23 protein-coding genes and 2 pseudogenes are annotated in these 23,373 nt (G+C 73.2%); 11 read left to right on the top strand and 14 right to left on the bottom strand.

All coding sequences use genetic code 11. From position 1 onward, the window contains the following. Positions 1-72 precede the first annotated feature (72 nt). A pseudogene (locus tag GHR20_RS32705) lies at positions 73-1,043 on the top strand (LLM class F420-dependent oxidoreductase). A 69-nt stretch (positions 1,044-1,112) separates the two neighbouring features. Further along, positions 1,113-1,538: an SsgA family sporulation/cell division regulator gene (locus GHR20_RS32700; protein ID WP_111583446.1), complete on the top strand. Its 426-nt coding sequence runs from the start codon at positions 1,113-1,115 to the stop codon at positions 1,536-1,538. 24 nt (positions 1,539-1,562) lie between these two features. Here GHR20_RS32700 and GHR20_RS37840 read toward each other — a convergent pair whose 3' ends face one another. The 5 genes from GHR20_RS37840 to GHR20_RS32675 form a co-directional block, all read right to left on the bottom strand. After that, positions 1,563-1,940, bottom strand: coding sequence for a GNAT family N-acetyltransferase (locus GHR20_RS37840; protein ID WP_275549801.1), 378 nt, complete (start codon positions 1,938-1,940; stop codon positions 1,563-1,565). Continuing rightward, positions 1,898-2,392 (bottom strand): DUF6328 family protein, encoded by a 495-nt coding sequence (locus GHR20_RS32690; RefSeq protein ID WP_153815237.1) that lies wholly within the window; start codon positions 2,390-2,392, stop codon positions 1,898-1,900. The genes GHR20_RS37840 and GHR20_RS32690 overlap by 43 nt, the downstream gene beginning before the upstream one ends. A gap of 52 nt (positions 2,393-2,444) precedes the next feature. Further along, positions 2,445-3,428, bottom strand: a complete 984-nt coding sequence (locus tag GHR20_RS32685; RefSeq protein ID WP_153815236.1) for an aldo/keto reductase — start codon at positions 3,426-3,428, stop codon at positions 2,445-2,447. A gap of 85 nt (positions 3,429-3,513) precedes the next feature. Then, positions 3,514-4,212 carry a ribonuclease H gene (locus GHR20_RS32680; RefSeq protein ID WP_153815235.1) on the bottom strand — a complete coding sequence of 233 codons (699 nt, stop codon included), beginning with the start codon at positions 4,210-4,212 and terminating at the stop codon, positions 3,514-3,516. 45 nt (positions 4,213-4,257) lie between these two features. Then, positions 4,258-5,061 carry a VOC family protein gene (locus GHR20_RS32675; RefSeq protein WP_153815234.1) on the bottom strand — a complete coding sequence of 268 codons (804 nt, stop codon included), beginning with the start codon at positions 5,059-5,061 and terminating at the stop codon, positions 4,258-4,260. A gap of 139 nt (positions 5,062-5,200) precedes the next feature. Between GHR20_RS32675 and GHR20_RS32670 the strand changes: the two genes are divergently transcribed. Further along, positions 5,201-6,205 (top strand): zinc-binding alcohol dehydrogenase family protein, encoded by a 1,005-nt coding sequence (locus tag GHR20_RS32670; RefSeq protein ID WP_194859158.1) that lies wholly within the window; start codon positions 5,201-5,203, stop codon positions 6,203-6,205. A gap of 35 nt (positions 6,206-6,240) precedes the next feature. After that, positions 6,241-7,140, top strand: a pseudogene (locus GHR20_RS32665) (aminoglycoside phosphotransferase family protein). 14 nt (positions 7,141-7,154) lie between these two features. Here GHR20_RS32665 and GHR20_RS32660 read toward each other — a convergent pair. Continuing rightward, positions 7,155-7,637: a VOC family protein gene (locus GHR20_RS32660; protein WP_111583454.1), complete on the bottom strand. Its 483-nt coding sequence runs from the start codon at positions 7,635-7,637 to the stop codon at positions 7,155-7,157. 478 nt (positions 7,638-8,115) lie between these two features. Between GHR20_RS32660 and GHR20_RS32655 the strand changes: the two genes are divergently transcribed. Then, complete coding sequence (locus GHR20_RS32655; protein ID WP_153815232.1) at positions 8,116-9,003, top strand: RNA polymerase sigma factor SigF; 888 nt, start codon at positions 8,116-8,118, stop codon at positions 9,001-9,003. Positions 9,004-9,076: 73 nt separating this feature from the next. Here the strand turns inward: GHR20_RS32655 and GHR20_RS32650 are convergent, their stop codons facing one another. Continuing rightward, positions 9,077-9,529 (bottom strand): ATP-binding protein, encoded by a 453-nt coding sequence (locus GHR20_RS32650; RefSeq protein ID WP_153815231.1) that lies wholly within the window; start codon positions 9,527-9,529, stop codon positions 9,077-9,079. 217 nt (positions 9,530-9,746) lie between these two features. Here GHR20_RS32650 and GHR20_RS32645 point away from each other — a divergent pair, with 217 nt between their 5' ends. Further along, positions 9,747-11,045, top strand: coding sequence for a streptophobe family protein (locus GHR20_RS32645; protein WP_153815230.1), 1,299 nt, complete (start codon positions 9,747-9,749; stop codon positions 11,043-11,045). Here the strand turns inward: GHR20_RS32645 and GHR20_RS32640 are convergent. Then, complete coding sequence (locus tag GHR20_RS32640) at positions 10,998-11,408, bottom strand: hypothetical protein (protein WP_111583458.1); 411 nt, start codon at positions 11,406-11,408, stop codon at positions 10,998-11,000. The two genes, GHR20_RS32645 and GHR20_RS32640, sit on opposite strands and share 48 nt — an antisense overlap. Before the next feature lie 326 nt (positions 11,409-11,734). Here GHR20_RS32640 and GHR20_RS32635 point away from each other — a divergent pair, with 326 nt between their 5' ends. After that, positions 11,735-12,118, top strand: a complete 384-nt coding sequence (locus GHR20_RS32635) for a nuclear transport factor 2 family protein (protein WP_111583459.1) — start codon at positions 11,735-11,737, stop codon at positions 12,116-12,118. Positions 12,119-12,194: 76 nt separating this feature from the next. On the opposite strand, the gene mgrA is transcribed toward GHR20_RS32635, so the two are convergent. After that, entirely contained in the window at positions 12,195-13,187 is a 993-nt protein-coding gene (gene mgrA / locus GHR20_RS32630; protein WP_111583460.1) for an L-glyceraldehyde 3-phosphate reductase, read from the bottom strand. 109 nt (positions 13,188-13,296) lie between these two features. On the opposite strand from mgrA, the gene GHR20_RS32625 reads away from it, so the two are divergent. Further along, on the top strand, positions 13,297-14,199 hold the full coding sequence (locus GHR20_RS32625) for a LysR substrate-binding domain-containing protein (RefSeq protein WP_148025928.1): 903 nt from the start codon (positions 13,297-13,299) through the stop codon (positions 14,197-14,199). A 43-nt stretch (positions 14,200-14,242) separates the two neighbouring features. Continuing rightward, a complete protein-coding gene (locus GHR20_RS32620) occupies positions 14,243-14,782 on the top strand; it encodes a DUF664 domain-containing protein (protein ID WP_153815229.1) in 540 nt (179 codons plus the stop codon). Here the strand turns inward: GHR20_RS32620 and GHR20_RS32615 are convergent. The 3 genes from GHR20_RS32615 to GHR20_RS32605 all read right to left on the bottom strand — a co-directional run bounded on the left by GHR20_RS32615 (position 14,739) and on the right by GHR20_RS32605 (position 17,451). Further along, positions 14,739-15,809: an adenosine deaminase gene (locus GHR20_RS32615; RefSeq protein ID WP_153815228.1), complete on the bottom strand. Its 1,071-nt coding sequence runs from the start codon at positions 15,807-15,809 to the stop codon at positions 14,739-14,741. The genes GHR20_RS32620 and GHR20_RS32615 overlap by 44 nt on opposite strands. Before the next feature lie 321 nt (positions 15,810-16,130). Continuing rightward, positions 16,131-17,057: a M48 family metalloprotease gene (locus GHR20_RS32610; protein WP_153815227.1), complete on the bottom strand. Its 927-nt coding sequence runs from the start codon at positions 17,055-17,057 to the stop codon at positions 16,131-16,133. A gap of 16 nt (positions 17,058-17,073) precedes the next feature. Further along, positions 17,074-17,451: a BlaI/MecI/CopY family transcriptional regulator gene (locus GHR20_RS32605; protein WP_153815226.1), complete on the bottom strand. Its 378-nt coding sequence runs from the start codon at positions 17,449-17,451 to the stop codon at positions 17,074-17,076. Between the two features lie 286 nt (positions 17,452-17,737). On the opposite strand from GHR20_RS32605, the gene GHR20_RS32600 reads away from it, so the two are divergent. Further along, a complete protein-coding gene (locus GHR20_RS32600) occupies positions 17,738-18,184 on the top strand; it encodes an SPW repeat protein (RefSeq protein ID WP_153815225.1) in 447 nt (148 codons plus the stop codon). Positions 18,185-18,361: 177 nt separating this feature from the next. On the opposite strand, the gene GHR20_RS32595 is transcribed toward GHR20_RS32600, so the two are convergent. Continuing rightward, positions 18,362-18,874 carry a GNAT family N-acetyltransferase gene (locus GHR20_RS32595; RefSeq protein WP_153816223.1) on the bottom strand — a complete coding sequence of 171 codons (513 nt, stop codon included), beginning with the start codon at positions 18,872-18,874 and terminating at the stop codon, positions 18,362-18,364. Between the two features lie 121 nt (positions 18,875-18,995). Beyond that, positions 18,996-20,438: an APC family permease gene (locus GHR20_RS32590; RefSeq protein WP_153815224.1), complete on the bottom strand. Its 1,443-nt coding sequence runs from the start codon at positions 20,436-20,438 to the stop codon at positions 18,996-18,998. Positions 20,439-20,612: 174 nt separating this feature from the next. Between GHR20_RS32590 and GHR20_RS32585 the strand changes: the two genes are divergently transcribed. Continuing rightward, positions 20,613-23,354, top strand: a complete 2,742-nt coding sequence (locus GHR20_RS32585) for a sugar-binding domain-containing protein (protein WP_153815223.1) — start codon at positions 20,613-20,615, stop codon at positions 23,352-23,354. The last annotated feature ends 19 nt before the right edge of the window (positions 23,355-23,373 follow it).

The following is a 23,373-nucleotide window of genomic DNA, read 5'->3' as shown; positions in this document are numbered from 1 at the left end:
GGCGGGCCCGGGCCTCCGGGCTTCGGCGGGCCCCGCCGTTTTCACGGACGGCAGGCCGGGGACTCGGCACCTATGGTGCGAATCGGATACACGATGATGACCGAGCAGGCCGGGCCCCGGGAGCTGGTGCAGCACGTGGTGGGGGCCGAGGAGGCGGGGTTCGACTTCTCGGTGACCTCGGACCACTACTTTCCGTGGCTGCGGGCGCAGGGCCACTCCCCCTACGCGTGGGCCGTGCTGGGCGCCGCCGCGCAGGCCACCTCGCGCATCCCGCTGATGACCTACGTGACCTGTCCCATCCGGCGCTACCACCCGGCCGTCGTGGCGCAGAAGGCGGCGACCGTGCAACTGCTGTCCGAGGGCCGGTTCCGGCTCGGGCTCGGCGCGGGCGAGAACCTGAACGAGCATGTGGTGGGCGGCGGCTGGCCCCGGTGGACGTGCGCCACGAGATGCTGGAAGAGGCCGTGGACATCATCCGCGCGCTGTTCGGGGGCGAGCACGTCACCCGGCACGGCCGGCACTACCAGGTGGAGTCGGCCCGGCTGTGGGACGTGCCGGAGCCGCCCCCGCCGATCGGTATCGCGGTCTCCGGCGAGCAGTCCTGCCGGCTCGCGGGACGCCTCGGCGACCTGGTGATCGCGACCGAGCCGAAGCCCGACCTGCTGACCGCGTTCGACCGCCACGGCGGCCGCGGCAAGCCCCGCGTCGGCCAGCTGCCGGTGAGCTACGACCCCGACCGGGACACCGCGATCAAGCGCGCCCACGCGCAGTTCCGCTGGTTCGGCCTCGGCTGGAAGGTGAACGCCGAACTGCCCCACCCCGACTCCTTCGAGTCCGCGACCCGGTTCGTCACCCCCGAGGACGTGGCCGCCTCCCTTCCGTGCGGCGACGACCCGGACGCCTTCGTGGAGGCCGTTCGACCGTACGCGCAGGCCGGGTTCGACGAGGTCGCCCTGGTGCAGATCGGCGGTGACACCCAGCCGGAGTTCCTCGACTGGTCGGCGAAGACCCTGCTGCCCGCGCTGCGGGAGGCGTTCGGCTGACCGGGGCTCGACCGGGGCGAACGGGGTACAGGGGTCTCAATACGCCGATCGTCCCGGGAGGTTCCCAGCGTGAACACCTTCGTGCACAAGTCCCTGGTGGTGCAGCTCCACGCCCCCGGCACCGGCCGCTTCCCGGTCCTCGCCCATCTCGGCTACGACGCCGACGACCCGTTCGCCGTCACCGTCGTCTTCGCCCATGACGGCCATGTGCTGGCCCAGTGGCGCCTCGACCGGGAGATGCTCGCCGAGGGACTGAACCGGCCGGTCGGCGTCGGTGACGTACGGCTGCGGCCCGCCGACACGGGGATGTGGCACGAACTGCGCCTGGAGTTCCTCGGGGAGCCGCGCCCGGACGGCGGGCGACAGCGCGCGGTGGTGTACGCCTGGGCGCCGGCCGTGGCCATGTTCCTGCGCGAGACCCGGGAGATCGTGCCGCCGGGCCGTGAACACGCTCCCGTGGACGAGCTGTTGGCGAACATCCTCGCCGCCGGATGAGCGGCCGGCGTCACCGGGCGTCCGTCACCGGGCGCCCGTCAGCGCGCGGCGAAAGGTGAGGCCCGGCAGCCCGGACAGCCGGGTCTCGCCGACCACGGTGAAGCCGGTGCGCGCCAGCACGGCCCGCGAGGCCAGGTTCTCCACCCTGCTCGCGGCCGTCAGGAAGGTCAGCCCGTACACCTCCGCGGCCCGCGCGCACAGCTCCCGCACGGCCCAGGTCGCGAGCCCCCGGCCCGTCGCCCGCTCGGCGATCCGGTAGCCGAGGCCGGCGCCGCCGCGAGCAGGGCTGGGGCGTGGTCGGGGCGCAGCGGTTGCAGCTCGGGCATGGCGGGACCCTACGCGGCCCGTCCGCCGGGCCGTTACTCGTTTTCCGGGCCGACGGTGTGCCGGTGCCGGGCCCACAGCGGGAGGCCGAACCAGCACACCAGGTACCAGGCGACGACGGCCGCGATCAGCCAGGGCACATAGCCGTCGTGCGTGGCCACCCGCAGGATGAGCAGCAGGGCCGAGGCCATCGTGACCAGCAGCAGCACCAGGCCGAGGAAGGTCAGCCGGGCGGCGAGCCGCACCGCCTGGGGCTTGACCCGGTGTCCGGAGACCAGGCGGTGCAGCGAGACCGGTCCGATGAGGGCGCCGGTGGTGCAGGCGCCGAGCACCACGGTGACGATGTAGATGTGCTGGTTGGTGTCGGACAGCGTGGTGTATTTCGGGTAGAAGACGACGGTCAGCAGGAAGCCGAACAGGATCTGCACCCCCGTCTGGGCGATGCGGACCTCCTGGACGAGTTCACCCCACATCCGGTCGGCCCGTTCCTCCTTGGTCTCGTCGCGCCCCTTGCGGCGGTCGTCTGTCATGCGGTGCTGGTAACCGCCCGGCCGTTTCTTCAAACGATGGGCCGCGGCGCGGCTACCAGCGGTGTTCGACCTGCTCCGCGATCCGCCGCTCGTACAGGTCCCGGATCGCGGCGGACGTCTCCGGCTCCAGCGGGGGCAGCTTCGCGGCGGCCGCGTTGGCGCGGGCCTGCTCGGGGTCGCGGGCGCCGGGGATGACCGTGGTGACGCCGTCCTGCTCGATGATCCAGCGCAGCGCCAGCTGGGCCGGGGAGCAGCCCTCGGGGGCGAGCGCCGCGAACTCGGCGGCCGCCTCCACGCCGGTCCCGTAGTCGACTCCGGAGAAGGTCTCGCCCTGGTCGAACGCCTCGCCGTGCCGGTTGAAGGTGCGGTGGTCGTTCGCGGCGAAGACGGTGTCCTTGGTGTACTTGCCGGACAGCAGCCCGGAGGCGAGCGGCACCCGGGCGATGACGCCGACACCGGCGGCGCGGGCGGCGGGCAGCACCTCGCGCAGCGGCTTCATCCGGAACGGATTGAGGATGATCTGCACGCTGGCCACGTTCGGCCGGGCGATCGCGGCCAGCGCCTCCGCGCAGGTCTCCACGCTCACGCCGTACGCGGCGACGCGCTCCTCCTCGACCAGGGTGTCCAGCGCGTCGTACACCGCGTCGGTGGAGTAGACGGAGGCGGGCGGGCAGTGCAGCTGCACCAGGTCGATCCGGTCGACGCCGAGGTTGCGCCGCGAACGGTCGTTCCAGGCGCGGAAGTTGTCGAGGACGTAGTTCTCGGGAACCTGGTCCACGCGGCGGCCCATCTTGGTGGCCACCAGGACATGCAGATCGGGGCGGCCGCCCAGGAAGGCGGCGATGGTCTGCTCGCTGCGCCCGTCACCGTAGACGTCGGCGGTGTCGAAGAAGGTGACCCCGGACTCGGCGGCGGCCTCCAGGACGGCCGGCGCGTCCTGGTCGGCCACGTCGCCCCAGTCCGCGCCCAGCTGCCAGGTGCCGAGTCCGACCACCGACGCCCACTGACCCCACCTGTCGATTACCCGTTCGTCCATGACGGCAGTCTGCCACCCGGCGCCCGCTCCCACGGGAGCGCCGGGCCGCTCGGGACGGCGGGACGGCGGGGCGGCGATGGGCCGCTCAGACCTCGGCCGTGCGGCACTCCGGGTGGCCCCAGCCCTGCGCGTTCTTGGCGATGGACTCGCCCGCCGCGTAGGAGCGGCCGCACAGGCAGCGCCCCGCGAACTTCGCCTTGATGGTGCGCGACGAGGAGGACGCGCCCCCGGTGCGGCGGGCCGTCTTCTTGCGCGGGGCGCCCGACTTGGGCGTGTCGGGCGAGGGCGGCGGCACCGGCGAGCCCAGCTCGCTGCCCGCCGGCTCCTGCACGACGGCGGCCTGGCTGGCCGCGCGGTCGGCGAAGTCGTTGAGCGGGTCGCCGTCGACCTGGTGCGCCGGGACGTAGCGGAACTCCACCGAGCGGCCCTCCAGGAGGGCGTCGATACCGACCACCAGCTCCTGGTTCGCGACCGGCTTGCCGCCGGAGGTCTTCCAGCCGTTGCGCTTCCAGCCGGGCAGCCAGGTGGTGACGGCCTTCATCGCGTACTGGGAGTCCATCCGGATCTCCAGCTCGACGCCGGGATCGACGGAGCTCAGCAGCCGCTCCAGGGCGGTGAGTTCGGCGACGTTGTTGGTGGCCCGGCCCAGCGGGCCCGCCTCCCAGCGAGCGGGCGTCCGCTCGTCGTCGGCGGAGACCACCCACGCCCATCCGGCCGGTCCGGGGTTCCCCTTCGAAGCCCCGTCGCACGCGGCCACCACTCGTTCACGCATGCGCACGATCATCCCATGACGGCGCCGGTGCCCCGACCGGGCCGGCGGGACCCTCACTCAGGCGTCCTCGATCCGGGGCAGCTCGCCCTCGGTGGTCGTGATGTCGATCACCGAGAAGTCGGCGCCCTGCGGATCGCTGAGCGCCGCGAACCGGCCGAAGGGGCTGCTCATCGGTCCGAAGCGGACGACGCCGCCGAGCCGGGTCGCCGCGGCGACGGCCGTGTCGCAGTCGGCGACGGTGAAGTAGACGTTGAGGTACGAGGGCACCTCGGGCGGGAAGTCCTCGGTCATCCGCATCCGCCCGAGCACGGTGTCCTCGCCGACGGCGAACATCCGGAAGTCCACCGCGTCGTCCGCGTCGTCCACGATGTCCTTCGTGCGGTACGGGAAGACCGCGCGGAAGAAGGCGTCCGCCTTCTCGGGTTCGCGGGTGAACACCTCGGCCCAGCAGTAGGCGCCGGGTACGGCCGTCTCCTCGAAGCCCTCGTGGGTGTCCGCCTGCCACACCCCGAACACGGCCCCGCTGGGCTCGCGGGCCAGGCACATGGTGCCGAAGTCCCCGACCCGCATCGGCTCCATCAGCACGTCACCGCCGTTTCGCCGTACCTTCCCGGCCGTGGCGGCGGCGTCCGGCGAGGCGAAGTACAGGCACCACCGCGACTGCCCCTCCTGGCCGGGCATGGGCGGCACGACGGCGGCGACGGCCCGGCCGTCCACGGTTGCCTGGGTGTAGTGGCCGTAGCGCGCCGTGGAGTCCCCGAAGGTCCAGCCGAGGACCTCGCCGTAGAACCTCTTGGCGCCCTCCAGGTCGGTGAACATCGCATCGGCCCAGCAGGGCGTTCCCTCGGGGTGTACGGGCATGCTCGCCGCCCTCCTGGATTCGTCGCGGCCCCCGCCTGCTCACGCTAGCCAGCGCCCGGCCGGGCCGCGCGCCGAGCGGGGCGCTGCCGGACACTGGGGAGAGGCCGTCTGCTCTGCGGAAAGGGCGTGGGCGATGACGATGCGGGCGTGGTCGGTGGTGGCGCCGGGACCGGTCGAGGGCGAGCCGCTGGAGCTGGTGGAGCGGCCGGTGCCCGTCCCCGGCGCGGACGAACTGCTGGTGCGGGTGCGGGCGTGCGGGGTGTGCCGGACCGATCTGCATGTCACCGAGGGCGAGCTGCCGGTGCGCCGGGCGGGGGTGACGCCCGGGCACGAGGTGGTCGGCGAGGTGGCGGGGCTCGGCGCGCAGGTCTTCGGTTTCGCGCCGGGCGACCGGGTGGGCGTGGCCTGGCTGCGCCGCACCGACGGGGTGTGCGCCTACTGTGCGCGGGGCGCCGAGAACCTGTGCCCGCGCTCCCGGTACACGGGCTGGGACGCGGACGGCGGCTACGCCCAGTACACGACCGTGCCGGCCGCCTTCGCCTACCGGCTGCCCGAGGCGCTGGACGACGTGTCGGCGGCGCCCCTGCTGTGCGCCGGGATCATCGGCTTCCGCGCGCTGCGCCGCGCCGCGCCGCCGCCCGGCGGACGCCTGGGCCTGTACGGCTTCGGGGGCAGCGCCCATCTGTGCGCGCAGGTCGCGCTCGCCGAGGGCGCCACCGTGCATGTGGTCACCCGGGACGAGGTCGCGCGGCGGCTCGCCCTGGAGCTGGGCGCGGCCTCCGCGCGGGACCTGGACGAGCGGCCGCCGGAGCCGCTGGACGCGGCGATCCTCTTCGCGCCGGTCGGCGATCTGGTGCCGGTCGCGCTGCGCGCCCTGGACCGGGGCGGGGTGCTGGCGGTGGCGGGCATCCACCTCAGCGACGTACCGCCGCTGCGCTACGAGACGGATCTGTTCTACGAGAAGGAGCTGCGCAGCGTCACCGCCAACACCCGTGCGGACGGACGGGAGTTCCTCACCCTGGCGGCCCGCTACGGAGTCCGCTCGACCACCCACCCCTATCCGCTCGACCGGGCCCCTGAGGCGCTGCGCGATCTGAAGGCGGGCCGCTTCGACGGCGCGGCGGTGCTGGTGCCCGAGCACTGAAATCCGCTCGCCGGCAAGGGGTCCGGGGCGCTCGGATGGCTGCCGTGAACACATTGGGGATGCACGCCGACGAGCTGGACCTGGACGCCCCACTGGTGCGGCGTCTGATCGCCCGCCGCTTCCCGCACTGGTCCGCGCTGCCGGTACGCCGGCTCGCCTCCTTCGGCACCGAGAACGCCATGTTCCGGCTGGGCACCGAGCCGGTGGTACGGCTCCCCCGGCATCCCGGGGCGGTGCCGGACCTGGCGCACGAGCGGCGCTGGCTGCCCCTGCTGGGACCGCTGCTCCCGGTGGCCGTACCGGAGCCGGTGGGCGCGGGCGAGGCGGACGAGGGCTAGCCGTGGCCGTGGTCCGTCTACCGCTGGCTCGCCGGGGCCAATCCGGTGGCCGGGGCGGTGGGCCGGCCCGAGGGGCCGGCCCGGGAGCTGGGGCTGTTCGTGCGGGCGCTGCGCCGCGTCGAGGCGGCCGGGGCGCCGGCCGGCTACCGGGGCGGGCCGCTGCGCGAGCGGGACGGGCCCACCCGCGCGGCCGTCGCCGAGCTGGGCGACCGGGTGGACGCGCGGGCGGTCACGGAGCTGTGGGAGCGGGCGCTGGCCGCCCCGGAGCACGGCGGGCCGGCCCGGTGGGCGCACGGCGATCTGTCCCCCGGCAATGTGCTGGTCCAGGGCGGGCGGCTCGGCGCGGTCATCGACTTCGGCTGTGCGGGGACGGGCGATCCGGCGGCGGATCTCATGCCGGCGTGGAACCTGCTGCCCGCCCCGGCCCGGGGCGTCTTCCGGGAGGCGGCCGGCGCGGGCGACGCCGAGTGGGCGCGGGGGCGGGGCTGGGCGCTGTCGGTCGCGCTGATCCAGCTGCCGTACTACTGGGACAGCAACCCGGCCCTGGCGGAGAACTCCCGGCGGGTGATCGCCGAGATCCTCGCCGAGGCCGGGTAGGGACGGTCTCCGTGTCACCCGCCCGCGTAGGCGCTCTCCAGGGCGGCGACGTCCAGTTTGCCCATGCTCATCATGGCGCGGGCCACCCGGGTGGCCTTCTCCGGGTCCGGGTCGCTCAGCATGGGGAGCAGCCGGTCGTAGACGACCTGCCAGGACACGCCGTACCTGTCCTTGAGCCAGCTGCAGGAGCCGCCCTCGCCGCCGTTCTCGGTGAGCCGGTTCCAGTAGTGGTCGATCTCCTGCTGGTCGGAGCAGAAGATCTGGAAGGAGACCGACTCGTTGAAGGTGAACTGGGGGCCGCCGTTGAGCGCCATGAACCGCTGGCCGTTGGCCGTGAACTCGACGGCCAGCACGGAACCCGCCGGGCCGGGCCCCGCCTCGGTGTGCCGGCCGACGCGCTCCACGCGGGAGTTCTTGAAGATCGACACGTAGTAGTGCGCGGCCTCCTCCGCCTGGCCGTCGAACCAGAGGCATGTGGTGAAACCGTCGGTGGTCATGAGCACCTCCTGGAGGGGGAAACACGATTCGGGGTGCAGACCGGCACGCGAGCGGAAACTCATCGGCCCGGCCCGCCCGGGACCCCGGACAGGCCCCGGCATCCGGCGCGTGGCCGCCTCGCGCGACAGAGCGGGATTCGGCCGACCGGTCGATTCATGGCGGTGGCGGAGCCGCAGCCGCCGGCCGGGGGCGGGTGGGCGTTCTTCCGGGCACCACAAGGGAAATGACGGCGCGGCTCCGGGGTTTCCCGGCGGGCGGGCGGGAGCGCGCCGACCTGAGAGGAACGGCGATTTCAAGCCAGTGCCGTATACGGCGGGCATGCGCCGAGTCACCGGGGGTACTCGAGCCGTGAGCGGTCCGGACCGGCAGGAATGATCTGCCGAAAACCGGGTACACGCGCAGAACACAACAGCGTAGGGATCGGACGCAGAGGCCGAAAAGGGCAGACGTCGAACCGTGACTTTCGTGGGAGAGGTAATGGAAACCGCCGTGATGCGGTCGCAGACAGTGGTCGTCGAGAAGACCGAGCAGGACGGCACGGACACGGGGACCCTGCCCGGCATCGCGGACCCCACCTCCGTGGCCCCCCGGGACGCGCGCCAGCTGTCCCGCCAGTTCTTCCGCCGGCTGACCGAGCTGGAGGAGGGGACCCACGAGCACCAGTACGCGCGGAACACCCTCATCGAGATGAACATGTCGCTCGTGCGGTTCGCGGCCGGCCGTTTCCGGGGCCGCGGCGACGACATGGAGGACATCGTCCAGACCGGCATGATCGGGCTGATCAAGGCCATCGACCGGTTCGAGCTGTCCCGGGAGGTGGAGTTCACCTCCTTCGCGCTGCCCTACATCGTCGGCGAGATCAAGCGGTTCTTCCGCGACACCACCTGGGCGGTGCACGTGCCCCGGCGGCTCCAGGAGCTGCGGGTCGAGCTGGCCAAGGCGCGCGAGGAACTGTCCAGCCGCCTCGACCGCGATCCGACCGTCGCCGAGCTGGCCACCTTGATGAACCTCTCCGAGGAACAGGTGCTGGAGGGGCAGCTCGCCGCCAACGGCTACAACTCCTCCTCGCTGGACGCGGCCCTCACGGGCGACGGCCCGGAGGACGGCGAGGCGGTGCTCGCCGACTTCATCGGGGTGGAGGAGGAGGGTCTGCGCCTGGTGGAGGACTTCCACGCGCTGGCGCCGCTGATGGCGGAGCTGAGCGAGCGGGACCGCCGGATCATCCATCTGCGGTTCGTGGAGGAGGCCACCCAGGCGGAGATCGGGGAACAGCTCGGCTGCTCCCAGATGCACGTCTCCCGGCTGATCAAGCGGATCATCACCCGGCTGCGTCAGGGGATGCTGGGCGAGCTGGGCTGCGCCTGAGCCGCGAGGCGGACGAAGCGGAGATTTTGAAGAAGCACACGCTGAACGCCCGGCACCGATGCGGTCCGGGCGTTCAGCGTGTCAGCGCGAAGCGGGCGATCACCCGCTTGCCGACCGGGACGCGCTCGACGGCGACCTCGGTGGCGAGCGCGTGCACGATCTCCAGGCCGTGCCGCCCGATGCGCTGCGGGTTCTTCGGGAAGAGCTGGGGCAGCGCCGTACTGCTGTCGCAGACGGAGACCGTCACGGCGGTGTCCGTGCCCTCCAGCTCCAGGATGTAGGGGCCGTCGCTGTGCCGGTCCGCGTTGGTGACCAGCTCGCTCACCAGCAGGAGCAGCTCGCCGTCCGCGCCGCGGTCGATGGTGGCGCACCACTCGGTGCGCAGCTGTTCCAGGAACTGGGCCGCGAAGGCCCTCGCCTCGGCGATGCAGCCGGGTTCGCCGGTGAAATGCGTCGCGCGTCTCAGCGGCTCGACGGGTACGTCGAAACCGGTCGGTATCACTGCCCCGCCCAGATGCTCGGTCATGCTGTCTCTCTCGCGGGCCGCGGGCCCGGTCCGTTCGGCCGTATTCGCACCAGTCCTCCTACCCCGGGCCGCGCCCCGCAGTCCAGGCGTTCGCCGACCGCGCACAGTGGCGAGCGTCACGGTACCGAGCCGGGCTGGGATCACGGTACCGGGCCGGCCCGGCGCGGACGGACCACCCGGCGGGCAAGGTGCCCGGCCGCTGCATAGCGTGGCAGACGTGAGCCCCCTGACCGTCTCCGCGCGGCCCGCCGCCCGGCACGGCTGGCCCCAGGCGCTGGCCGTGGTGCTGACCGGGCTCGCGGTGATGGTGCTGGTGGCCGCGGCCGGGCTGTGGGCGGCGGGTGCGGCGGGACTGCCGGACGGCGCGTTCCCCCGGGTGCTGGCGGCGACCGTGGTGACGGCGGTCGGCGGCAGCGTCCGGCTCGCCGGTGACGCCGGCGCCCTGGCCAGGACCGAGGCCGGGATCACCGTACTCCCTCTGTCGGTGGCGTTGGCGGGCGCCCTGGTGATCGGCGCGGAATTCCTGCGCCCGCTGCGGCACCGGACGGTCGCCTCGGCCGCGGAACTGGCCCGGTGGGCCGGGCGGATCGCCGTCCTGTGGCTCCTGGCGCTGACCGGGCTGGCCCTCGCGGCCCGGGACACGTTCGCGGTGGACGTGGGCAGCGGCACCCTCAACGATCTGACCTCGCTGTTCGAGGCGGAGCCGCGGATCGGGTTCGCCGCGGACGTGCCGGAGACCGTGCTGTTCGCGCTGCTGTGGCTGGCCGGGGTGCTGGTGGTGGCGCTGCTGGTCACGCGCCGGGTGCCGCTGCCGGGTCGGCTGCCGCACCGGCGGGAGGGGGCGCGCCCCGTCTCCCGGGCGATGGTGGAGCTGCTGCTGGCCGCGGTCGCCGTGGGCCTCGTGGTGGCACTGGTCACGGCGGTCGGCCGGGGGCACGCGCGGACGACCTTCGCGCTGATCCTGCTCGGCCTGCCCAACCTGGTCTGGCCCGCGCTGACCGTCGGGCTCGGCGCGACCTGGGACGGCCGGGTGGACGGCCCCTTCGGGCTGCCGGTCCCGCACATCCTGGACGCGCTGCTGCGCACCCCGGACGTCTCCGAGGTCGATCTGCGCACCCTGACGGAGTACGACGGCCGGATGGCCTGGCTGCCGGTGGCGGCCGGGGTGCTGCTGCTCGCGGTCGCGGTCCGCGCGGCCCTGCGCTCACCGCCCCGGACCCCGCTGTGGCTGCACGCCGTGCGCCTCGCCGTCGCGCTCGCCCTCACCCAGCTCGCGATCTGCCTGCTGTGCCGGATCTCCGCGCACTGCGGGCTGTCCCTGTTCGGCATCGGCGATCTGGGCGGCGGGCTGTCCGGGGAGCTGCTGCTGCGGCCGCGGATCTGGCAGGCGGTGGGGCTGGGCGCGCTGTGGGGGCTGCTCGCCGGGTTCCTCGGCGGTCTGCTCGCCCGGCCGGTGCGCCGCCGCCGCTCACCCGATGGGCACCACGAGCGCGGGAATGGTGCGCTGCATCCGTAGGGCGTCGACCGACTCGGCGAGCAGTTCGTACTCGGTGGTGTCGTCGTACGCCGCGATCCGCACCAGCCGCCCCTGGGCCAGCTGCTCGGCCACGCGTTCCTGCTGGCCGTCGTCGGCGCACCAGGCGCGCAGCAGCGTGGGAACGTCGGCGACCGTCTCGGCGACCGGCACCAGCGCCCCCGCCGGGAAGGGGACGGCCTCCGGACTGGGGTCGAGGCGTTCGGCGATCCAGGACGCGCGGTCGCGCAGCCACCACAGGGCCAGTGCCAGGGTCGGCGCGCGGTAGGTGCCGAGCGGTACGCCGATGCGCCGACCGCCGCACACCCCGTATGCCGTGACATGGCACAGGAATTCGTCGTGCACGTATCACTCCCCGTCGCCTCGTCCGGGTGTGCCGGGCGGACCTCGCTCTCCGTGCGGCTCCGTGCGGTGAAGTGCCCCTCAGTGCCCCTCGCTGTTCGAGTATCGCCACGGCCGAAACACTGTCACCACGACTTTCCGGCCACTCTGCTGGCATATTCCCCACCCTTTTCGGTGGAAATGACGGGGCCCGTCAAGGCGGTACGAGCATGACCCCGGAGGTAATCGACCCCTCGGGCACCTCTCGGGCATGGTGGTTCCACCGGGTCGGCGGAACCCCGATCCGGTGTCCGACCAGCACAGACGACTCCGTTGGAGGCTGATTCGCCATGTCCGTGAACACCGAACGCTACGAGACCGCCGCCGCGCGTTACTTCGAGGCTTGGAACGCCACCGAGCCGGAGGCGCTGCGCAAGGCCGTCGCCGCCGCCTGGGCCGCGGACGGCTCCTACACCGACCCGCTCGCCGACGTCCGCGGGCACGAGGGCGTGGCGGCCGTGATCGCCGCGGCCCACGAGCAGTTCCCGGGGTTCGCCTTCCGCCCGCTCGGCGCGGTGGACGGGCACCACGACATCGCGCGCTTCGGCTGGGAGCTGGTGAACGAGGCCGACGGCTCGGCGCCGGTCGCCGGGTTCGACGTCGTCACCCTGGACGGCGAGGGCCGTATCCGCCACGTCATGGGGTTCCTGGACCGGGTCCCCGAGGGTGCGTGACGGCGCGCGGCCCGGCCTCCGCCCCAGGTGAGGCGGAAGCCGGGCCGCGTGCGGGGGTCGGCGCGGAGAGGCGATGTCACGACCGTACGATCGCGTCGATCCGCTTCAGTTCCTCCGCGTCGAAGTCCAGGTTGCGCAGGGCGCCGACGCTGTCCTCCAGCTGGCCCGGGCTGCTGGCGCCGACCAGGGCGGAGGTGACCCGGCCGCCGCGCAGCACCCAGGCGAGGGCCAGCTGGGCGAGGCTCTGGCCGCGGGAGCCGGCGATCTCCTGGAGCGCGCGCAGCCGTCCGACGAGGTCCTCGGTGACCGCCTCGGGCTTGAGGAAGGGGCTGTCGCCGGCGGCGCGGGAGCCCTCCGGGACGCCCCGCAGATAGCGGCCGGTGAGCAGGCCCTGCTCCAGGGGTGAGTAGACGATGGAGCCGACGTTCAGTTCGTCCAGGGCGTCGAGCAGGCCCTCGTCCTCGGGGCGCCGGTCGAGCATCGAGTAGCGCGGCTGGTGGATGAGGAGCGGGGTGCCGAGGCCGGCCAGGATGCGGGCGGCCTCACGGGTCTGCTCGGCGGAGTAGTTGGAGATGCCGACGTAGAGCGCCTTGCCCTGCTGGACGGCCGTGTGCAGCGCGCCCATCGTCTCCTCCAGCGGAGTGTCCGGGTCGGGGCGGTGCGAGTAGAAGATGTCGACGTACTCCAGGCCCATCCGCGCAAGGCTCTGGTCGAGCGAGGCGAGCAGGTACTTGCGCGAACCCCATTCGCCGTACGGACCCGGCCACATCAGGTAGCCGGCCTTGGTCGAGATGACCAGCTCGTCGCGGTAGGGCGCGAGGTCGGCGGCGAGGGCGGCGCCCAGCGCGGACTCGGCGGCGCCGGGCGGCGGGCCGTAGTTGTTGGCCAGGTCGAAGTGGGTGACGCCGAGGTCGAGGGCGCGGCGCAGGATGGCCCGCTGGGTCTCCACGGGGCGGTCGGGACCGAAGTTGTGCCACAGGCCGAGCGACAGCGCGGGGAGCTTGAGGCCGCTGCGTCCGGTGCGCCGGTAGGGCATCTCGGCGTAACGGTCGGGGGATGCGGTGTACAACGCGACTCCTGGGGGTGGGGCACGGATCTTCCGGTCCAGGATTCCCCGGTCGGCGGCCGGTGGTCCAATGGGAGAATCGGATGGAATTGAGCGGTTAGGCTGCTCAATCATGGAACTGCGCCATCTCCAGCACTTCGTCGCGGTCGCCGAGGACCAGCACTTCACCCGGGCCGCCGAGCGGCTGATGGTGTCCCAGTCGGGCCTGTCCGCGTCCATCCGGGCGCTGGAGCGGGAGCTGCGGGCGCCGCTGTTCGTGCGCACCACCCGGCGGGTGACGCTGACGGAGGCGGGACGGGCGCTGCTGGTGGAGGCCGAGCGGGTCCTCGCGCAGGTGCGCGCGGCGCACGAGGCGGTCGCGGCCGTGCAGGGCGTCCTGCGCGGCACGCTGGCGCTGGGCACCGAGCAGTGCATCGCCGGGGTGCATGTGGCCCGGCTGCTGGCGGCGTTCCGGGGCGAGCACCCGGACGTGGAGATCCGGCTGCGCCAGGCGGGCTCGGGCGCGCTGGCGGAGGAGGTCGCGGCCGGGCGCCTCGATCTGGCCTTCGCGTACCGCACCCGGGCGGACGGCGACCAGCTGCGCTCGGTCTCGCTCACCAGCGAACCGATGACCGTGCTCTGCCACCCCCGGCACCGGCTCGCCGCGGCCGGGGCGCTGTTGTGCCTGGACGACCTCGCCGGTGAGGTCTTCGTCGACTTCCACCCGGACTGGGGCCCGCGCCGCGCCACCGACGCCGCCTTCGCCGCGGCGGGGGTGCGGCGCACGGTCGCGCTGGAGGTCAACGACGTGCACACGCTGCTGGACCTGGTGGACGAGAACCTGGGTATCGCGGTCGTGCCCCGGCACTTCCGGCACAAGCGGCCCACGCTGGCCGCGCCGCCGCTCAAGGGGACGGGCGAGGCGGAGTACGAGACGGTGGCGCTGCTGCCGCACGAGCACTCCACCAGCCCCGCGGCCCGTGCCCTCATGGCACTGCTGGAGTCGGAGGGTCTGGCGCCGTACCGGTCGTCCTGAAGTGCGGACGCGGACGCGCCGCCCATCTGTGATGGTGGACGGTATGCATGCCAAGGACATCCTCATCGACGGCTACGGCCGCATCCAGGAAGAAGTCCACGCCACCCTCGACGGCCTCGGACCGGGCGAGCTGCACCACAGCCCGGCCCCGGGCGCCAACACCGTCGCCTGGCTGGTGTGGCATCTCACCCGGGTGCAGGACGACCACATCGCCGACGCCTTCGGACTCGACCAGGTGTGGCTCTTTGACGGCTGGGAGAAGCGGTTCGGCCTCGACCTGCCGCGCGCCGACACCGGCTACGGGCACACCCCGGCCAAGGTCGCGAAGGTGCGGGTGGACAGCGCCGGCCTGCTGAGCGGGTACTACGACGCGGTGCACGAGCAGACGCTGGGCGCGCTGCGCGCACTGGCCGCCAAGGACCTCGAAGGCATCGTGGACGAGCGCTGGGACCCGCCGGTCACGCTCGGCGCGCGCCTGGTGAGCGTCCTGTCCGACGATCTCCAGCACATCGGACAGGCCGCCTACCTCAGGGGCTGGCTCAGAGCGCGGCGGCGTAGCCCGGCACGACCACGTCCTCGATGAGGGCCTTGCGCTCGTCGAACGGGATGAAGGCGCTCTTGAGCGCGTTCACCGTGACCGTCCGCAGGTCCTCGACGCCCCAGCCGGCCTCCTCGACGAGCAGCGCCATCTCCCGGGTCATCGTGGTGCCCGACACCAGGCGGTTGTCGGTGTTCAGGGTGATCCGGAAGCCGAGGTCCTTCATCGCGGTGACGGGGTGCTCGGCGATCGAGGTGGCGCAGCCGGTCTGGAGGTTGGAGGTGGGGCACATCTCCAGGGCGATCCGGCGGTCGCGCACCCAGGAGGCGAGCCGGCCGAGCTTGCCGTCCACGATGTCCTCGGTCAGCCGCACGCCGTGCCCGATGCGCTGGGCGCCGCACACCTGGACCGCCTGGTGGATGCTGGGCAGGCCGTACGCCTCGCCGGCGTGGATGGTGAAGGGCACGCTCTCGCGGCGCAGGTGCTCGAAGGCGGCCAGGTGGTCCGCGGGCGGGAAGCCGTCCTCGGCACCGGCGATGTCGAAGCCGACGACCCCGGCGTCCCGGTAGGCCACGGCCAGGTCGGCGGCCTCGGCGACGCGGTCGAACATCCGCATGCCGCACAGCAGGGTGCCGACGCGCACCGGGGTGCCCGCGGCGGCGGCCTTCGCCATGCCGGCGGCGAGGCCCTCCTGCACGCTCTCCACGACCTCCGGGAGGCTCAGCCCGCCCCGGGTGTTCAGCTCGGGGGCGTAGCGCACCTCGCCGTAGACCACGCCGTCGGCGGCGAGGTCCAGGACGTACTCCTCGGCGGTGCGCAGCAGGCCCTCGCGGGTCTGCATCACGGCGAGGGTGTGCTCGAAGGTGGCGATGTAGCGCACCAGGTCACCGGAGTTGGCGGCCTCGACGTACCAGGCGGCCAGCTCGTCCGGGTCCGTGGTGGGCAACTGGTGCCCGGCCTCGGCCGCCAGCTCCACCAGGGTGGCGGGGCGCAGGCCGCCGTCGAGGTGGTCGTGCAGCACGGCCTTGGGGAGGCGGCGCAGGGTGTCGGTGTCGATGCGGGGGGCGGTCATGGCAGGGCGTTCCTCAGCAGGTTCGTACCGGGGTCGATCAGACGGCCGACGGTGCCGACGGGGTGGGTTAGCCGGTGAGGTTATACGTAAAACCAGATTCTTGTCTACGCGCGTTGCCGAGGAGTTGTCTACGCGCGTCGCCGAGGCGTCGGACGGGTATCGAGAGGAGGCCGCCGGGAGGCACTCACGGACGGGGCGCACTCAGGCGGGCGGGGGGCACTCAGGCGGCCGGAGCGCCACGCCGCGCCGGGCGCGCCCTCACCGCCGCGTAAGGGCCGGAGCGCCTCTACCCTGCCGAATCGACGCGCCCTCACCGCCGCGTCAGGGCGCCTCCTCGCCCTGGGCCACCTCCACCCGGTGGTGGAAGTCCGCCAGCCCGGCCGCGGCGGCCGCCCCGGACAGGGCGGTGCAGGCGATGAGCAGCGCGGCGACGGCCCGGCCCCTGCGGGGCCGACCGGGCGCCCCCAGCAGGGCCTGGACCCGCTGCGGTACCGGGCCCGTGGTCGCCCCGGCCGCGAAGTCGGGCCGGGCAGTGCCGTCGGCCTGCCCGGCGAGGGCGGCACGGGCGATGGCCCGCGCGGTCAGCCGGCGGTCCCCCACCCGGGCGGCGGCCGCCTCGTCGGCGGCCCGCTCGGCGGCCAGCCGGACGGTCGTACGGACCGGCCGCAGCGCGGGGTGGCAGTGCGCGGCGAGTTCGGCGGCGGCGAGGAAGTAGTGGTGGCCGCCCTCGTTGTGCGCCCGCTCGTGCGCGAACAGCGCCTCGCGCTCGGGTCCGTCCAGGCTGCGCAGCATCGCGGTGGTGACGACGATGCGGTGCGGCCGGCCGGGCAGCGCGTAGGCGTCGGGGCGGGGCGAGTCCACCACGCACAGATCACCGGCGGCGGGCCGCCGGCCGGCCTCGGTGCGGGCGGTACGGAAGGCACGGCCCTGGCGCAGCACCGAGCGCGCGAGGGTCCAGCAGCAGACGGCGAGGGCGCCGACCGAGGTGGCGGCGGCCGGCACCACGATCAGGGCGGGCGCGGTGTGCAGCGGATGGATGAACTCGCCGAACGCGGCGAACAGGGGCAGCCGCAGCAGCCCGATCAGCACGAAGGCGCCGAGCGCGGCCAGCGAGCAGCCGCCGAGCACCACCGCGCAGCCCGTGACGGCCCACAGCGCGGCGGCCGGGGCCAGCCGGGCGAGGGCCTGCCGGGCCAGCGGCGGCAGCGCGCAGGGCAGCAGCAGGGGCAGCAGGAGCAGGGCGGTCATCGGCCGGGGGCTCTCATCAGCCGTCGGATTCGAGGAGATCCCGCAGGATGCGCTCGTCGTCGGGGTTGAGCTGGGCGACGAAGCGGGCGAGCACGGTCTCCCGGTCGCTGTCCCGGTCCAGCTCGGTGTGCATCCGGCGGGCGGTGAGGCCGTGGGCGTCCGGGACCTCCCGGACCGGGAAGTACACGAAGCCGCGGCCCCTGCGCTGCCGTTCGACCACGCCCTTGTCGTGCAGGCGGCTGAGGATGGTCGTCACCGTCGTACGCGCCAGGTCCGCGCCCAGGCCGGACTGGACCTGCCCGGGAGTCAGGGGCCCGTCGGCGGCCCAGAGCGCGGCCATGACGCTCGCCTCCAGTCCACCGGCCGGCCGGCGTTCGTCCTTGGCGTCGGTCATGGAAACGTCCTCACCCTCCTCGTCGTCCCTGTGGTCCCTATGATCCTGTGCGGACTGTCTACACGATGGTAGTCATACGGGCGCGCGGAGCGTCCCCGCCCGGCGGTGAGGGTGTGTCCGGTGCCGGGACGTGCCGTTCGGGGACCTGCATGACCGGACCCCATACACGACAACCCGCCCCTCCGCTACACATACACCGCGAACAGGCGCAAGATGGGTAGTGCGGGGTTCGCTGAACACCGCACCATCAGCGGTCTGGCCTGCGCATTCGAAGGAGACGAAAGTCATGGCCAACGTCTCGCACAGGGGTGACATGTCGACCCACCCCGATGTCCCCGAAATGCGGGAACGCTACGCCCGCATGCTCGGCGGCCGTGATGTGGCGCTCGTGGACGGGCCGGTGTTCCTGCTCGGCCTGTACTGCGCGGCATCGCCCTGGATCCTGCACTACACCGCCGGTCAGCCGGCGCTCATGACCCACAACCTGATCATGGGTATCGCGATCGGGCTGCTGGCGCTGGGATTCACCAGGGCCCCCGAGCGGATGTACGGCCTCAGCTGGGCCATGTGCGCGTTGGGCGTCTGGATGATCATCGCCCCGTGGATCGTGGGGAGCGCCCCGGACACCGGTGTGATCATCAACAACGTCGTGATCGGCGCGCTGGCCCTTCTCCTCGGCATCGTCTGCGCCGCGACATCGGCGAAGGCCACGAAGAGCACGCCCAGGCCCTAGCGGGGAAGGAAGAACGACGAGAACGCGCGAGGAAGGAGCGGATCGTCGAGAAGGAGAAAGAGAAGAAGAACACGGAAGGAAGAAGGACGGAGGGCCGGTGCGCCCAGCGGACCGGTCCTCCCCTTCCGCGTCCGCGCCCCTCCGTTCGGCGTCCGCGCCCGTCCGCCCGGGCTTCGCTCAGCGCCTCACGGTGAAGCTCAGCCACAGGTCTCCGGGCAGTTCCGGCCGCCCCGGCACCGCCCGCTCGGTGCGGCTCCACTCCCCCGGCGCGACCTTCTCCGCGACCCGGTGCCAGAAGGCCGCCCCGCCCGTGTTGTCCCGCTGAAAGGCCACCTCCCAGCGGCCCGGATGCCGCCGCAGCACCTCCTGTACGGCGCGCAGCCCCACACCCCCGCGCCGGGCGCCCCGCACCACGAAGAAGCTGTTCAGCACCCGCACCGGCCCGTCGAGCCCCCGCACGAAGGCGAACCCGGCGAGCCGGTCCCCGCAGGTCAGCAGGTACGGCGCCCAGCCGTCGCCGGTGAACGCGGCCGCCACCCGCTCGCCGCGGAACGTGCCGTCGGCCGCGGGCAGTCCGCCCTGGTACTCGGACATGTCATGGCGGAACATCAGCCACAGCCGCTCGACGGCGGGCCGGTCGTGGAGTGTCGCGGGGCGGACCCGAAGGTCCCCGGCCATCGTCCCGCCCATGCCTTCGTCCATGTCCGCGTTCTCGTTCATGTTCTCGGTCATGAACGAGAGCCTCCCCGGGCGGACTTGAAGTCCGGCCGGGGAGGCTCATGACGCTGCTCGGATCATAGCTCCCCGAGGCTCATACGGTCTCGGCGTCCCGTCCGGCCGGGCGCTCCTCGGCGGTCTCCTTCGCCCCGAACGGCCAGACCTTCTCCCGCCGCGCCCAGACCAGGAAGGCCGCGCAGCCGAGGACCAGCCAGGCCAGGGACCATTCGACGGGGTGCCGGCCCGGTGAGTTCCGGTCGGCACCGGCATAGATCACGCACCAGCCGGCGAAGGCCACCAGGGACGGCAGCGGGTAGAGCCACATGCGGTACGGGCGGCGCAGGTCGGGCCGCCGGGCGCGCAGCACCGTCAGGGCGACGATCTGGGCCAGCGCCTGCACGATCACCATCACGGTGGTGAGCAGCTGGATCAGGGTCGCCAGATCGGTGTGCCGGCCGATCAGGAAGCCGACCGCGGTGATCACGCCCATGGTCGCCAGGCCCAGCGTGGGGAAGCGGTGCCGGGGGTGCAGCCTGGCGTACGGCCGGAAGAAGACCCGGTCGCGCGCGGCGTCGTACGGCACCCGGGAGCCGCCCAGCAGGCCCGTGAACACGGAGGCGAAGGCGGTGATCAGGATGAGCACGGTGACCGTGTCCGCGGCGCCCCTGCCCCAGGTCCGCTCCAGGACCGCGGAGGCCACCGAGGTGGACGCGATGTCGCCCGGGTCGCTCATCCGGTGCCAGTCGACGACGCCGAGCGTGCCGATCTGGAGCAGCAGGTAGATCGCCATGATGCCGAGGATCGAGTAGACGATGGAGCGCGGCAGCACGCGGCCGGGGTCCTTGATCTCGGCGCCCATGTAGGCGGTGGTGTTGTAGCCGAGGTAGTCGTAGACGCCGATGGTCAGGCCCGCGGCGAAGCCGGCCCAGAAGTGACCACCGGTCAGGTCGAAGGCGCCCGCCGGGTAGGTGAAGGCGAGACGCGGGCTGAAGTCCGTCGCGGCGGCGGCGATCACCAGGACCACCGAGGCGATCATCACGGTCCACATCACGGCCGTGATCCGCGCGATGTGCTCGATGCCGCGCCACAGCAGCAGCACGACCAGGGCGATGACGCCGAGGCCGGTCAGATCGCCGGCCGGGCCGTCGAGGCCGGGCAGGAGATAGCCGAGGTACTGCACGAAGCCGACCACGCCCGTGGACATGATCAGCGGCACGAACAGCATCGCCGTCCACACGAACAGGAACGGCATCAGCCTGCCGGTGCGGTACCGGAACGCCTCGCGCAGATAGACGTAACTGCCGCCGGAGCCGGGCAGCGCGGCGCCCAGTTCGGCCCAGACGAGTCCGTCGCACAGCGCAAGCACCGCGCCCGCGACGAACCCGACGACCGCCTGGGGACCCCCGAACGCGGCGACCATCAGCGGGATGGTGACGAACGGGCCGATGCCGCACATCTGGCTCATGTTGATGGCCGTGGCCTGGAACAGCCCGACCCGGCGGACGAGGCCGCCCGGGGGCGGCGGGCTACCGGACATGGGGACTCCTGGAGGCGTCGGGGAGGGGACCCTATGAGAATCCGCGCGCCGGGTGCGGCGGTTGACGGATATTCAGCATGCGCTGGGGCGACGGTCGTTGACAGCCCTGGGACGGCGACCTAGCTTAAGCCCGGTTAGTAAAGTTTCCTAACTTTACGAGCCTGGAGACCGTCTGTGTTCCCTCGCCCCGCCCCCGGCCATCGACTCGCCACGGCCACCGGGCTCCTCGCCCTGCTGGGCTACCTCACCACCGGCGTCTGGGCCGACCCGCACCTCCCCGTGCCGCCGCTGCGGCCGGTCGCGGAGCTGAAGGCGTCCACCCGGATCACCCAGGTGCCCTCGGCCGCCGGCACCGCCACCCCGCTCGCCGCCTTCGCCGTCCAGTCCACGGCGAAGGTGGGCGACTCCCCCGCGGCCGTCTCCTCCCCCGGCTACGCGGCGCGCGGCTGGTACCCGGCGGGCCCGCGCTCCACGGTGCTGGCCGCGCTGCTGGCCGCCGGGGTGTACGACGACCCGTTCCGCTCCACCAACCTGGCGAAGATCCCGAAGGCCGACTTCGAGGTGCCCTGGTGGTACCGCTCGGACTTCACCGTCGCCGACACCGCGCGCCGCACCCACCTCGACTTCAGCGGGGTCGTCTCCGCCGCCGACGTGTACGTCAACGGCCGCCGGGTGGCCGCCGCCCGGGACGTCACCGGCGCCTACACCCATCACGAGCTGGACGTCACCGCCCTGGTGCGCCCCGGCGTCAACACGGTCGCCTTCCGGGTCCGGCCCAACGAGCCGAGCAAGGACCTGACCATCGGCTGGCTGGACTGGCTCCAGCCGCCGCCCGACCGGAACATGGGCATCGTCCGGGACGTCCTGGTGCGCCGGGGCGGCCCGGTGGCGCTGCGCGACACCCATGTGGTCACGAGGCTGGCCGTGCCGTCCCTCGCCACCGCCGGCCTCACGGTCCGGGCGCGGGCCCGCAACGACTCCGACGCGGCCGTCACCGCCGAGGTCACCGGCGCCATCGGCGCGACACGCTTCGGCAGGACGGTCCGGCTCGCCGCGCACGAGACCCGGACCGTCACCTTCTCGCCCGCCGACGTGCCCGGACTGCGCCTGGCCGCGCCCAGGGTGTGGTGGCCGGCCGGGATGGGCGGGCAGCCGCTGTACGGCCTCGACCTGACCGCGCGCGTGGCGGGCGCGACCTCCGACACCGCGCACGAGTCCTTCGGCATCCGTGACGTCCAGGCACCGCTGAACGCGGCGGGGGCCCGCCAGTACCGGATCAACGGCCGCCCGCTGCTGATCAAGGGCGGTGGCTGGTCGCCGGACGAGTTCCTGCGCTGGGACCGCACCTACGCTGAGGACCGGCTGCGCTACGCCGTCGACCTGGGCCTGAACACCCTGCGCCTGGAGGGCCACCTGGAGCCGGACGAGTTCTTCGGGCTGGCCGACCGGTACGGGGTGCTCACCCTGCCGGGCTGGGAGTGCTGCACCAAGTGGGAGGGGCAGGTCAACGGCACGGAGAACGGAGAGAAGTGGACCCCGGCCGACTACCCGGTGGCGAAGGCGTCGATGGCCGCCGAGGCCGCCCGGCTGCGGGACCACCCGAGCGTGATCTCCTTCCTGATCGGCAGCGACTTCGCGCCCGACGCGACGATCGAGAAGAACTACCTGGACGCGCTGCGGGCCGCCGACTGGAACCTCCCGGTCGTCTCCGCCGCCTCCGACAAGTCCTCGCCACGGCTCGGCAGTTCGGGCATGAAGATGACCGGCCCCTACGACTGGGTGCCGCCGGACTACTGGTACGCCAAGCGCGAGGGCGGCGCCACCGGCTTCAACTCCGAGACCAGCGCGGGCCCGAGCATCCCCACCCTGGACACCCTGCGCCGGATGCTCACCCCGGCCGAGCTGGACAGCCTCTGGCAGGACCCCGGGGCCCGGCAGTACCACCGCTCGCCGTCCGCCACCTTCGGCACGCTCTCGCTCTACGACGCCGCGCTCGCCGCCCGCTACGGCGCCCCCACCGGCCTCGCCGACTACGTCCGCAAGGCCCAGCTGGCCCAGTACGAGAACGTGCGGGCGCAGTTCGAGGCGTACGAACGCAACGCGACGGATGCCGAGCAGCCGGCGACCGGGGTGATCCACTGGATGTTCAACAGCGGCTGGACGTCCCTGCACTGGCAGCTGACGGACCGCTATCTCGACCAGGGCGGCGCCTACTTCGGCGCGAAGAAGGCCAACGAGCCGCTGCACATCCAGTACGGGTACGACGACCACTCGGTGACGGTGGTGAACAACCGGCCCGGGGCGGCACGCGGTCTCACCGCGCGGGCCACGCTCTTCGACCCGGACGGCACCCAGCGCTACGACGGGGCGGCCGCCGATCTGTCGGTGCCCGGGGACGGGGCGCACACGGACGCGCTGACCCTGCCGGACTCGGTGCCCGGGCTGGCGCGGACGTACCTGCTGCGGCTGGTGCTGACCGACGCGGGCGGCCGGGAGGTGAGCCGGAACGTGTACTGGCTCTCCGCCCGGCAGGACACGCTCGACTGGCCGCGCACCACCTGGTGGTACACCCCGACGACCGGTTACGCCGACCTCACCGGGCTGGCCTCGATGGCACCGGCGTCGGTGGCGGCGACCGCCACCACCCGTTCGGGAGGCGGTACGTCGACCACCACGGTGACCCTGCGCAACACCACCGACGGGCGGACGCCCTCGCTGCTGACGGACGTGCACCTGGTCGACGGGCGCGGGGCGCCGGTGCTGCCGGTGCGCTGGTCGGACAACGAGGTGGGGCTGTGGCCGGGCGAGTCGGTGACGCTGACCGCCGTCTACCGGACGGCCGATCTGCGCGGCGCGGCCCCGCGGGTGCGGGTCTCCGGGTGGAACACCCCGCAGCGGACCGTGCCGGCGGCATGACGAGGGGGGTGGGTCCCGC

It is taken from the genome of Streptomyces sp. SUK 48 (assembly GCF_009650765.1).
Lineage (GTDB): Bacteria > Actinomycetota > Actinomycetes > Streptomycetales > Streptomycetaceae > Streptomyces.
This window is presented reverse-complemented; position numbering and strand designations above follow the sequence as displayed.